This window comes from Glutamicibacter arilaitensis (assembly GCF_044793945.1).
In the GTDB taxonomy this organism is placed as follows: Bacteria; Actinomycetota; Actinomycetes; order Actinomycetales; family Micrococcaceae; genus Glutamicibacter; species Glutamicibacter arilaitensis_B.
Genome location: NZ_CP084994.1, coordinates 1,636,903 through 1,649,679, shown reverse-complemented (window position 1 = coordinate 1,649,679; position 12,777 = coordinate 1,636,903). Strand labels below are relative to the sequence as shown.

10 protein-coding genes are annotated in these 12,777 nt (G+C 60.8%); all 10 read right to left on the bottom strand.

Annotated elements, in window-relative coordinates:
• Positions 1-81: 81 nt before the first annotated feature.
• Complete coding sequence (locus LG294_RS07510; RefSeq protein ID WP_404291012.1) at positions 82-1,347, bottom strand: Fic family protein; 1,266 nt, start codon at positions 1,345-1,347, stop codon at positions 82-84.
• 83 nt (positions 1,348-1,430) lie between these two features.
• Complete coding sequence (locus LG294_RS07505) at positions 1,431-2,096, bottom strand: DUF6308 family protein (RefSeq protein WP_404291010.1); 666 nt, start codon at positions 2,094-2,096, stop codon at positions 1,431-1,433.
• Between the two features lie 72 nt (positions 2,097-2,168).
• Positions 2,169-2,999: a hypothetical protein gene (locus tag LG294_RS07500; RefSeq protein WP_404291008.1), complete on the bottom strand. Its 831-nt coding sequence runs from the start codon at positions 2,997-2,999 to the stop codon at positions 2,169-2,171.
• A gap of 228 nt (positions 3,000-3,227) precedes the next feature.
• Entirely contained in the window at positions 3,228-4,265 is a 1,038-nt protein-coding gene (locus LG294_RS07495; RefSeq protein ID WP_404291006.1) for a protein kinase, read from the bottom strand.
• Positions 4,266-5,194: 929 nt separating this feature from the next.
• Positions 5,195-6,403, bottom strand: a complete 1,209-nt coding sequence (locus LG294_RS07490) for a hypothetical protein (protein ID WP_404291004.1) — start codon at positions 6,401-6,403, stop codon at positions 5,195-5,197.
• Between the two features lie 252 nt (positions 6,404-6,655).
• Entirely contained in the window at positions 6,656-6,784 is a 129-nt protein-coding gene (locus LG294_RS07485) for a hypothetical protein (protein WP_346059138.1), read from the bottom strand.
• A 355-nt stretch (positions 6,785-7,139) separates the two neighbouring features.
• Positions 7,140-8,612 (bottom strand): amino acid permease, encoded by a 1,473-nt coding sequence (locus tag LG294_RS07480; RefSeq protein ID WP_404291002.1) that lies wholly within the window; start codon positions 8,610-8,612, stop codon positions 7,140-7,142.
• A gap of 37 nt (positions 8,613-8,649) precedes the next feature.
• Positions 8,650-10,275: an amidohydrolase gene (locus LG294_RS07475; RefSeq protein ID WP_404291000.1), complete on the bottom strand. Its 1,626-nt coding sequence runs from the start codon at positions 10,273-10,275 to the stop codon at positions 8,650-8,652.
• Positions 10,272-11,924, bottom strand: coding sequence for a flavin monoamine oxidase family protein (locus LG294_RS07470; protein WP_404290998.1), 1,653 nt, complete (start codon positions 11,922-11,924; stop codon positions 10,272-10,274). The genes LG294_RS07475 and LG294_RS07470 overlap by 4 nt, the downstream gene beginning before the upstream one ends.
• Positions 11,925-11,980: 56 nt before the next feature.
• Positions 11,981-12,775 (bottom strand): nitrilase-related carbon-nitrogen hydrolase, encoded by a 795-nt coding sequence (locus LG294_RS07465; RefSeq protein WP_404290996.1) that lies wholly within the window; start codon positions 12,773-12,775, stop codon positions 11,981-11,983.
• Positions 12,776-12,777: the final 2 nt, after the last annotated feature.

Here is a 12,777-nt window from a genome sequence, read left to right as displayed (position 1 = left end):
TCATGCGCCGTTTCCCTTCCGTATGACACTCCTACGACTGAAATATTCCTGCATTGGTACTGTCACGAATCCTTCCGCGCTTCAAACGCGCACGCGTCGGCCAGCTCTGGCGGCAAAGTTGTCCAACGCCTCAATGACCTTCGGTGCGACCCATACCCGGTGTCCGTTGATATGTCCCGAAAGCTTCAGGGCTCCCAATTGTTCCAAACGATCGATATTCCGGTATGCGGCGCTGGAGGACTGGCCTGCAGTGTCACTGAGCATCTGGGCGGTAATGGCCGGCTCGCGCACGATCAGCTCGATTGCCCACTTCAACCCTTCCCCCGGGGTACGGCCGAACCCGGCGTAGATCTCTTGGCGAATGATGCGGACGTCCGCTGCCAGTTGCCGCCCATTGGCGGTGGCCCGGAAGGTGGATTCGGCGAACATCTCCACAATCGGTTCAATCTCCCCTTCGCGGAAAGCTCCCAACGCATCGAAGTACGCCTTGGTGTCGGTCAGCAGGCCAGAAGAGACGGGAATGGTCACCTTCTCGGTAACCCCCTTGTTCCTAAGCATGGACCCAACCAATGCGCGTCCGGTGCGTCCGTTGCCATCAGGAAAAGGATGGATGGTCTCAAATTGAGCGTGGGCGATCGCCGCTTGGGTCAGCGCCGGGATGTCATCACGCTGCATGAAGCTGATCAGGTCCTCCATGGCCTGCGGAACTCGTTCATGGCTAGGAGGTACGAACATGGCTGCGTGCGGGGAGTTGCCGCCGATCCACACCGCTTCGGTACGGTAGCGCCCCGCCATTTCCGGTTCAGAGGTAGCCATCAAGGCGCGGTGCATGGCCAGGATATTGGTTTCATCCAGATTGTCGGCCAAGTCGACTGCGGCCACCATCGCGGAGATGTTCGAGGCCACCAGGGCTGCGTTGCTGCTGGACCGGTCCCCCAACTGGGCCAATGCGATGCGTTTAGCCCCGACGATCAGGTTCTCGATTTGGAAGCTGGCTGCGGATTCGCTTCGCAGGAGCAGGGCTGCGAATGGTGCGGCGGCGTCACCCAAGTCGCGGTCGAAGCGGACTGTTTCGATGGTCGCTTCCTCCACCAGCGCTGCCGCCTGTCCGGAGATTGCTGGGTTGGCGTTAGCGATTTTGGGAACAATGGCAGCTTGGTAGGGACCACCTGCTCTCAGTCGCTGTCGTCTCGACTGGGCCGGATCATGCTGGGCTTCCCATTGCTTTTCCTCATAGGCAATGGATGGCCATCCAGCTGCCGGCAGACTGACTCCTGGTTCGGAACGGTGACGCTGGGAGAACTGGCCTCCGGAGCTGATCCCTCGAGGATCGCGTGGCTGATTCATGGGACAACCGTTTCAAGATGGGAATGACTACCTCCTATATTCCCACATTGTTGTAAACATGGGAATACAGGAGGTAGAGATTATCATTTAGCTCTCCCACTTGAAGCAGTCGGCCCTCGACCCAGATCCCACCCGACGATGTCGAGGGCGCGCAGCGGTGTGATGGGAACGCCCCCGTTTGTCAGGCCGACAATCTTGTCCCACACATCCATCTGCTGGACCAGGTCTCGCTGCAGGAAAGGCAACCAGGCAACGGCGAAATCTCGATGGGTGCGCGACTTCACCGGCGGCACCGGCGCATCACCAATCACGCTGTAGCAACGACGAATGTTCTCGTCGAACAGCGGAATAAGCTCGGGGCGTTTGCGGTGCAAGACCTTCAGCAACTTGGTCTTTCCTACCTGTGTCGTTGGCTTATCATCCAGGATCCCAAAGAAATCAGCCATGATGTCGAGGGTGCCGGCCGACGCCTCAGCAAACGGTTCGTCTTCTGGGAGACGCTTCAGGACTTCATTCATGTCCGGAATGAGGGATTGCAACCCGTAGTAAGTGGGGATTGCCTTTTGACCGGCGTTCAACAGGCAAACAGCCAGCAAGTCCGCGTCGCCCACCAGGTCGCTGACCGTGCCGGGATAAGCATCATAGGCCGGGTAAGCATACCGCCCGTTGCCGCTCAAATAGTCTGCAGCGTACTCGAGCACTTCATCCCGCGGCTTTTCAGCCCCGCCAACCTTCACCATTTCACCCATGAGCCCATCTTGGCATGCCAAGGGGGCTTATGAGTGAAATGGTGGGCAGATAAGATAAGGATGGCAGCGGTGCTAACTGCTTACAGGCAGCTGCGCCAGAGGGTCGGAATAAACCTTTTCCGGCATGAGCCAGCATCCAGCTTCGTTAACCCCGTACTGCGCAGCCCTCAAGGTGATCCCTCCGTCCTTAATCTTGATCCCCTTGGCAGACTGATCCGGAACACAGTAAGGGATGGCGATAGTGGTTGGATGTGTGCCGAAGTAGCTAGTGGTCCAATCGCCTTCTGGCTTCTCCGGGGTCTTCTTTGCGAAATAAATGATGTCCGCGGCAACCTTCATCTCTTCGCCATCATCCGAGTAGTACATCACTCCTGTTTCGGTCTCCATCACCGGTACATAAGCGCCCGATTCATCTAAATAGGAGTACCCTATCCCTAGGCCACCGGAAGGTCCATTAGAACCGAAATCACTTATTACCAGGCCAAATGGCGCGTCGGAAGGCCATTCGAATCCATTCACCGTTTCTGGCGTGAAGACAACGTTCACTCGAATAGCCCGCGTCGCCAAATCGTCTGCGTCAGGCAGGTTCTTGAGGAGTGGGATGCTACTGGCTTCCACTTCTCTTGGTGCATACCACTCGACATGCGCAGACGCCTTGTACCCACCGCTTCGCTCCAAATCCAGCTCAATTTCCTGGACGACGCCCGACCCCGTATCAAGCCAGTAAGGTTCATCGCTGGAGGTTGAAGGATCCTCGACTTCCGGAGGCGCTACCGTGTCCATGGGATTGGGTGTGAAAACCACAGGAGATTCGCTGACCGTCGGAGTAGGCACCGCCGATGCTTCACCCTGGCTGGCATCGACACCGCCGCAAGCAGTCACCCCCAACATCGAGACTGCCAAAATCGATGCATACCGAACTCTACGCATGATGGTTCCCCCCAAGATTCATTGCTGACCTGCGCTCTAACAGGTGCGAGTGCCATCAGCCTACCCGAGGGTGATAGAAAGAAACAGAGTTTGCTAGCGCAGGCGTCCCAATAGGAAAAGATCACCTTAGACCGGCGTTCACGTAGCTCTCTGCAACCCGTCACGTACGCCCAGCACGTTGTCGGGTTGAAAATGTGGAGGCTAAGGGTACAGACCGAAAGCCAGAAGGATCGTCAGGGTTAACATTATCAACGCCGTCGTCACCACTGCAGTGGCATCCATGATTTCCAATCTCTTCGATGAGGCCCCTCCCCTCGCTCTGGTGACCGGTCTAGCGATCTTGGACACCACAGCCATCGTCCGAGAAGGTTTAGGCTCCTCTGCGAAAGGGGTCGTCAGCTTGATTACTTTGTCGCTGTGCGGTCTTGGCCGAGGCTTCTCGAGGGGCGTAGTCGGCGATACTGGGGTGCCACTCGTGCTGGTCAACGCAGCCTTCTTGCGAAGCTCCTCGGCTATCCTGGCGACGGCAGCAGCTGATGAGGGCCGCTTCGCCGGGTCCTTGGACAACATCGACATAATCAGCTGGCGCACCTCCTGGGGAAGCTCTGCTGGCAGCGGCGGTGGGGTGTCCTTGATATGGGCGATTGCTACTGCAATCTGGGACGGGCCGGAAAACGGCGGCCTTCCCGTCAAGCATTCATAGCCTATAGCGCCCAGCGCATAGATATCAGACGCCGCGGTCGCCGTGCGACCGCTAGCCTGCTCCGGAGAAATGTACTGTGCCGTTCCGATCACTTGGCCGGTCACTGTCAGCCTCGAATCGGAGGCGCTGAATGCGATACCGAAGTCTGCCACCTTCACCATGCCGGTTGGAGTTATCAGTATGTTGCTGGGTTTGACGTCCCGATGCACCAATCCCGATCCATGCGCCGCAGCCAATGCCTGCGCTGTCTGGGTAATCAAGGAAAGTGTGCGATCGACGTCGAGTCGACCCTCCGTTTTGATGAGAGCTGAAAGCGTGGTTCCTGGAACGAATTCCATGACCATGTAGTTGAGACCCTCGTCCTGTCTAAAATCAATGCCCCGAACGATCCCTGGATGCTGGAGCAATGACATGGTACGAGCCTCTCGCTCGAATCTCGCAATGTGCCCTGCACTTTCAGCGTGTTCAAATCTCAGAAACTTGACCGCAATTTCGCGCTGGAGAACCAAGTCCTGGGCTTTCCACACTTCACCCATTCCGCCTTGCGCTATGAATTCGACTAGTTGGTACCGGTCCCCTAGTTGTCTCCCGACTACTGGCTTCACTGGGCAAACACCGCCTTGTCTTATTCTCATCCACGGCTCTTCACCCACGCAATGTTCGGGGTCATGCTTATTCTCGTACAAAAAGACGGATATGTGGCTCTAGTACATCAAAGCGGCGGCAGGTTAAGCGTGGGAATTTGCCAGCGGACACTCCCTGCAGCGGTTTCGGAGATAGAATCGCCCACCGTGAGTCCAGCCTCCACTCAATGGCCAATTTCACGCGGCGCCTTCGAATAGCACCGGCCAGTCCGCCTTCACCCGGATCGCAGATGGACCCACTACTCCCAGCTGGCTGACTGGCGCTCCAGGATCTCACCGGCAATGCGGTGCGCGCTGCCTGGGCATACTCGACCGAATCAACCTCGCTGAGATATTGGGTGGGACCCAAGGTGCGACCGAGCGCACTGGCCACGTCCACCACCTGAATCATGGCCAGCATGACTCTCAAAACGCCAACTTGCAGTTCGTGGCGAACCATTCAAAGAGTCGTCTGTGGCCAGGCCAACGGGTTCAACTTCTATGTAGTCCGATGAAGAGTCGCTCATTAGACCAGTGCGTTAGCGAACCAAAGTCGTGCATTTCGTATTCCAGTACACCAATACAATTTTGTAAGTAAGGCCCGGGGCTACGCTCAGACGTTGGAAGTGAATCATCCATCCATCAAAAGGGCTGTGGTCCCTATACAAGATCATTGGAAATGAGCTTGAGAGGGCGCAAATCACAGCGCACTCTGACTTGTTGGTTCACTCCCGCGGATTTCGGATCCCAATGTCTGCGAACTTGCCTTTCAGCACTCACCGCATCATCACCCATCTACGGGTGGCTAAATCTGGCTGGGATTCGACGACGAACTCGTTGATTCAGGAAGACTTGGCTTTCTGCATCACCGGATCCAAGGCTTCTTTGACTCCCCTGGCAAGGTAATAGACTCCGTCCGAGTACCAGAAAAACATGAGGCTACGGCGCAAAGGCTTGGGCATTCGAGCCAGCCTTGGCGAAGTCTTCATGGCGCGGTTTGCAATGGCCCCTGCGGCCAAAACAGCCACGCTGGAGACAATCAAGGCCCGAGGACTCCACCCGGTCCGCGAGATTAGACCCATCAGTCCGGTGGCCTCGCGTTCAAACTCTTCCATGGTGACGCGGATCGCGTTCAATACCCCATGCACGTGGATTTCGCGTGCGTCCTCGGGAACCGACGCACCCGATAGGAAGTCGATGCTCCGCGGGTCATAGCCAAAAAGGGTCAAGAACCTCTTGAGGTTGTGCGCCGAGCGTGGTGCCCGCAGAATCGACTTCGCTTCTTCCCGCGCCGGGCCAGCAGCCAGCAATTGATCCACCGCCTCGAACTCGCCTTCGAAGACCTCGTCATTCCACTCATCGAGTGACTTCAACAGCAACTCGGCATCGCTCCCGGATTTTGCCTCCAGAATCTTCATGCGTTCTAAATCGATCTGGTAGGACACGAAGTCGGGGAATTGTTGCGGACGCAGCGGTCCCTTTGAGTGGATCGATGCGGTGAGCACGCTACCGCTGCGCGAGAGCGTCAGATACGGCCGGCTCCCCCGGGAGACGTTGGAGTCTTCTAGTGGAATTCGGGGCAGGACCGTCAACCCGGTGAGATTTCTGAACACCGTGAAAGTATTGGGTCCGGCGCTTGCTGACATTGTCAGTTCCGAGACTTTCAGGGTGGAGCCTTGGAATAGCTGAACATCCGTTGCATAGTCGCCAAGCTGCTCTTCGCCCGGGACCGGGCCGTCCAATTCCTCGCCGTTGATCAAGACGTATCTCGCTCCGCTTGCCGACTTGAGGCTGTGGGCTAGCTCCGTCAACCGCGGGCCGTGGATCAGCGCATCCTCCGGGCCCATCTTGCACAGGACCGGGTCCCTGGCATCGTTCAACGTCGCCAGTTCGGCGAGCACCTCCGTGACATGCTCACGAGTCCTCGCGCCATCGATGAAACCGACTAGCCGGTGTTCTGCGAGGACAGCATGGACATCGGCGGCGGCTTCAGGCTTCGAACCTGAGAAGATAAATTCAAGGTTGATAAAGCTGAACTCGTTATCGTCCACGAACCGGGACCCCTTTTCACGCTTTGATCAGTCGATGTCTCACCAGTTTAGGCATGGACAGAAAGCACGCGAAATTCGCGCGGTCCCGGGCATGGCGTTCGGACGAACCGGCGCTGCGCTGCCGGTGAGTTCGGGTGGATTTCGCTGGGAACAGCAAAGCCTCCGGCTGACGGTGTAAACCGTCAGGCAGAGGCTGGGCTGGGTGCTCTCGTTAAGCTGCGGATTCGCTACTTAATGATTTGGCACTAATTCTTATTTGGCGCTTTTACGCACTGGATCGCTGATCGTATCGGCGCTCTTCAGGCGCTTCTCGGCGCGTTTTTCCTTGATGGATTTTGCGGGCTTCTTCGCTTCGCCCTTGCGTGGTGACTTGTCCGACATGATGTGCCGCCTAGCTGGAAATGCCGTGCACTTCCAAAATATGGGGAGAGTACCCCTTGGCCCCATCCTACGGCGCTTGGACCGGAAGCTAAACCAATGGTCCCCATAAAAACTGGCGCAGCGCAAAGAAAACTGTCGCCCCACAACCATGCGCCAGCACGCCAACGCACAGTGGCGGAGTATCGCCTGGTAATGCTCGACAAGCCAAGGAAACGGTTCACCGCTGCCGCGTCCCCGGTACTAACGTTTCATTCCCAAAACAGGACTCTGCCTCGCCAGCCCCGCGGTTTCGAGGCAGAGTCCTTGCAGATTTGGGCTTGATCAGGCGTTGTCGCCGTTGCCGCCCGCTGGATTCTCAGGATCCCTTGCGGAAGTTCTCCGTGATTTCCTCGGCGCTGACGACGGGGATCGCCGCGGTGAGCGGATGACCGTTTCTGACAAGGCGCTTCTTGGTGAACCACCAGAGCACACCAAGCAGGCAGAACCACAAGGGCGTGAGCACCAGCGCGATGCGGGTGTCATCCCCGGCATACAAGGTCACAACGATGAATGCGAAGAATGCGAGGACAACCCAGGGAGTCACCCGCGGGAAGGGCAGTTTGAACCGCGACGCGGCGTGACGGTCGGGATGCTTGCGGTAGTACCGGATGTAGCTGACCACGATGATCCCCCAGGTGAAGAGGATGTTTGCCGCGCAGATGGAGGTGACGATGGTGAAGGCGGCGAGCAGGCTGTCCCCCGCATAGAGCAGCGGGATCGCGGCGATGAGGAACACCGCGGTGAAGAACACCGCATTTCGCGGAACCGATCGGGCGGTCCGTGCACCCAACGCCTCAGGTGCTTGACGGTCCTTGGCCAAGCCGTAGGCCATGCGGCTGGCCGAGTAGACCCCGGAGTTCGCGCTCGACGCCGCCGAGGTCAAGACCACGAGGTTGATGGCGAAGGCCGCACCGGTGAATCCGACCATGCCGAACATCGAGGTGAATGGGCTTTGACCCGGATTGATCTCATCCCATGGCGTCACTGCCATGATGACGGCCATGGCGCCCACGTAGAACACCAGGATGCGCACGACGATCGAGTTGATTGCCCGCGGCAGGTTGCGGTGCGGATCGCGGGTTTCGGCGGCGGTGGTCCCCACCAGTTCAATGCCGATGAACGCGAAGATGCCCAGCTGGAAGCCGAGGATGAACCCGCCGAAGCCGGTGGGGAAGAACCCGCCGTGCTCCCAGAGGTTGGCCAGGCTCGCCTCGGTCCCCGTCGGGCTGGTGAACCCGCTGAAGACCAGGATGAGGCCAACGGCGATCAGGCCCAGGATGGCGATGATCTTGATGATGGCGAACCAGAACTCGGTTTCGCCGAAGGCCCGCACCGGTTGCAGGTTCAGGACCAGCAGGGCCGCGGCGGTGATCGCCGCGGGAATCCACACGGCGATGCCGGGGTTGAAGTACTGCACGTACGCGGTGATCGCGACGATGTCAGCCACGCAGGCGATGACCCAGGAGAACCAGTAGTTCCAGGAGACGAAGAAGCCGGCCCACGGTCCGATGAGATCCTTGGCGATATCGCCGAAGTTCTTGTAGCTCAGATTGGAGAGCAACAGCTCGCCCAGGGCGCGCATCACGAAGAAGAGCATGAAGCCAATGATCATGTACACGAAGATGACCGAGGGGCCAACCAGGCTGATGACCTTTCCGGAGCCGAAGAAAAGCCCGGTTCCGATGGCACCGCCGATGGCGATCAGCTGCAGGTGCCGGTTGCTCAGTCCGCGCTCCAGCCCCGAGGCCGCCTCGCCGGTGGCGCGTTGTGTTACGGGTTGTTTTCCCATGTGATCCTCTATCTTGGTACTTCGAATGGTGAAGCGGTTAGCCGAGCAGTTGGCGCGGGTCGTGGGTTGCCTCGCCGCCGAGCACCGTGGCGAGCACCTCGATCGAGCCGATCCGCGAGGTCTCGATGGTGGTGGGATCCTCGGCCAGAATGGTCAGATCCGCGAGGAAATCCGGGCGCAGCTGGCCGAGCCGATCCGCGGTGCCGGTGGCCGCGGCTGAACCCACCGTGTAGGCGCGCAGCGCCTCGGTGGCGCTGATCCGCTCCTCGGGCGCGTACTGCGCGCCGGAGGAAGTGGTGCGTTCGACGAATGACTGCATCACCCGCAGCGGCCGCCCCTCGGCCACCGGGCGGTCCGAGCTGCCCGGCAATACCGCGCCGGCGTCCAGCAGGGATCTGACCGGATAGGAATACCGTGTCCGGTCTTCGCCCAGCAGCTCGCGCATGCCATCGCCGAAGGCGTTGATGAAGTGCGGCTGCGGCACCAGGACAATGCCGTTCGCGGCGATCCGGGCGATCTGGTCCGGACGGACGTAGCCGCCATGCTCGATGCGGTGCGGGATGCGCGGGGCGCCGTGGCGTGTGCGGGCTTCCGCGATGGTCTCAATGGCCAGCTCCACGGCCGCATCGCCGATGGCGTGCAGGGCCAGGGACCAGCCGGAGGCCGCCGCGGCCAGCGCCGCACCGGTGAGCTGCTGCGCGTCGGCCTGCAGGTAGCCGGAGTTGCTCCCGTGGTCACACCCGCAATAGGGTTCGGTCATCGCGGCGGTGGCGCCCAAAAGCGAGCCGTCGGTGAAGATCTTCACCGGTCCCAGGCGCAGCCGGTCATCGCCTAGGCCAGTGCGGATCCCGCCCTGCAGGGTGCGCCCGCCGGCGGTCTGCAGGTTCAGCGCGTCGAGGGTGATCATCGGGCTCATGCGGGTGCGCAGAGTGCCGCGGTCCAGGACATTCTGGTAGGCGGCGAATTCGATGGGGCTGTTGCCGATCCAGCCGCCGGCGATTCCGGCGTCGGTCACGCTGGTCAGTCCCTCGGAGGCGTATACCGCCGTGGCTCGTTCCAGGGCGTCCTCGATGCGATCCAGCGGGTAGGGCATGAACAGCTCTTGGGCCAGGCGCAGCGCATTCTCCTCAAGCAAGCCGGTCTCCTGGCCCCGGGCATCGAGCACGACTCCGCTGCCGGGGGCCGTGGAATAGCCCGGGGCGCGGCGGATTTGCTCCAGCACCAAGGAGTTGACCAAGGCGCTGTGCCCGGAATTGGATTTGAGGAATAGGTTGTGCTTCGGCGCTGCGGCATCGAGCTGTGCCAAATCAGGTTCCGTGGCGAGGTTCAGCAGCTCCAGGTTTGCCCCGATGAGCCACTGGCCTTCGGGCAAAGTCGCCGCCGCGGCGGCGACCAACCCGTAGAGATCCTGCGCAGTGCGGGCGGCGGAAAGGTCCAGTTCGGACATCGAGAGCCCGAACCAGACGCTGTGCGCGTGCACGTCGTTGAAGCCCGGGACGATCACCGCCCCGTCCAGATCCACGTTTCGCTGCGCGGTGTATCCCTCAAGCTGCGCGTCCACGCCGACGATGCGTCCGCGGTGCAGGCCGATGCGCTGCGCGTTCGGGTAGGCGCCATCGCAGGTGAGGATGCGGCCATTGCGCAAAATGGTATCGATCATCATGGCAGCGCCACCGGCTTCAGCTCGTTCCAGCGGTCCCCCGGACCGGGATTCTGCGGGTGGCAGGAGCCGCCCAGTGCGCGTTGCACACCCCAGATCGCATTCAGCGCCGTGGTCACGGCCCCCTCGATCCAGCCTGCGGTCCAGGAGACATCGTCCCCGGCCAGGAAGACGCGTTGCGGGCAGTCCTGCGGCTCGGCCTCGATGAAGTGGGAGTACAGCGACCGCTGGTAGCGGTAGTGGCCGGGAAGATTGATCTTGAAAGCTCCGGCATAGTTGGGCTCGGCCTCCCAGGACACGGCCACCGGACTGCCGATCACATGGCTGCGCAAATCAAGCCCGGGGTAGATCTCCTCGAGGTTGCGGATGGCGACCTCCGCGCGTTCCTCGGCGCTCAGCGGCGCCCATTGCAGCGAGTCGTCATTCCACGTATAGGAAAGGCAGATCAGACCTGGGCGTCCGGGGCCGTTGTCGAACAGGTAGGTGCCGCGGGTGACCCGGTCCGTCAACGTGGTGCTCATGGCGTTCAAGCCGGTGTCCGGGTCCACGTCGTTCCAGAACGGGCGGTCCACCGCGATGAAGGTCTTGGAGGACTGCAGGTAATGGGTGCGCCGCATCGCCATCCACACCTCGGGTGTGAACAGGGATTCGTCGGTGTTGATCTTGGTGGAGAGCAAGCCCTTGTGGGTGGTGAGAATGGCCGCGGGAAAATTCCGCGTGGTTCCGCTGGCATCGGTGATCGCTACGCCGTCGCCGGTGTCGCGGATGTGCGTGACCGCGCCCAAGGGTGCACCCTCGTGCAGGGAGGAAAGGGTGGTGCCGGCCGGCCAGTGGGCAGGGTTTTCCGGTGCCTGGGTCCAGAGCAGGTCGGTAAAGGACTTGGCTCCTCCGGTGATGCGGCGGTGTTCTTCTTCGGCGTCGACGAAGACCACGCGCAGGATCTCCAGAATTGCATTGGGGAAACTCACGTCCCAGCCGCCGGAGCCGAAGCCGATCATGCCGAAGGCCTCCTTGGCCTCGAATGGCAGCTTCCCGAAGGCCTCGGAGGTGGACAGGTAGGCCCAGAAGGAGGTGTCGTCGAAGCGCGGCACCAGTTCGTTCCAGAGGCGCTTGATGGCTGCCTCGTCGCGCGACCGGATGGCTTCCTGCATTTCTTCGATGCCAGAGCGTTCGCCCAGGCAGGCCTTCCAGGCTTCCTGCACCGTGCGGTAGAGCTCGGGCAGATCGGCGGCGCTCTGCGCACGCACGGTGTGCCCCAGAATATCGATGGTGGTTCCCGGCGAGGCGCTGGTCAGCGGATTGGGGAACGGTGTCGACTCGACGCCCAGAAGGTCGGCGAAATGCCAGAAGGCGCGGCTGGATTTCGGGAATCGCATGCCGCCCATATCGGCGATCAGGCCTCCGGAACCGGGCACCTCGACGCCGCGCAAGCGCCCGCCGATGCCTTCGGCATCGTAGATGACCGGTTTCAGCCCCAGCGCAATCGCCTGGTATCCGGCGAGCAGCCCCGCCGCGCCGGCGCCGACAATGGCGATTTCGGTTCCCCAGCGTTGCTGGGGAACGGAGCCGAGGCCCGCGTCGTGGCGCAGGAATTGGTCATAGGAGAACGGGAAGTCCGGAAGCAGCATCGTAATGGGAGGTGTTTCGGGCACGGAAAAGCCTTTCGGGAAGCGCGAGGGTGTGTTGCGGTAAAAGGTGCTGCGGAAGGCTATCGGCGCGTGGGGTGCACGGCGCGGGCGATCTCCAGGTAGTCGACGGATTCGCGGGCCAGGGCAAGCCTTGAACGGTCCAGCTCGGCGAGCAGTACCTGTTCGTCATCCTGCGCCGTAGCCAACCGCTGCCCGAAGGGATCGGCAATGGTGCTCAGGCCGGAGAAGCCGGGGCCTGAATGGTTGGAATACACGATGAAGATCTGGCTTTCGTAGGCGCGGCAGGGCACAACCAGGGTCGAAAGCATTCTGGTGTCCAGGGCATGCGGTTGCCCAGCGACATCCGGGCGCAGTGGAACCGCGGTGGGGATCAGCAGCAGCTCGGCCCCGTCCAGCGCGGTCTGGCGGACGAATTCGGGGAATTCGACATCAAAGCAAATGCCCAGGGCCACCTTCCACCCCAGGACCTCGATAATCTGCGGGTCCACTGTCCCCGGGGTGAATACTGCGAGTTCGGCGTCGCCGAACATGTGCTGTTTGCGGTAGCGGGTGATTTCTTCTCCAGTGTCGCTGAAGAGCGACGCCGAAATGTATCGGTCTTCGCCCTCGGCTTCGACGGTCGAGGCGACCAGGTGCACCCCGGCCTCCGCGGCGATCTCGGCGAGCATCTTTCGTTGGTCCTGCCCTGGGTCGTTGGCGATCTGCGCCGGCCGGTAGGAGCTGAGGAACAGCTCCGGGGTGACCAGAAGCTGGACGCCGGAGGCTGCGGCCGAGTTCGCTGCCCGACGCACGATTTCAGCATTGCGCTGCCAATCCCCTGGGCTGCTTGGTGATTGAAGGGCTGCTACTCGCATCG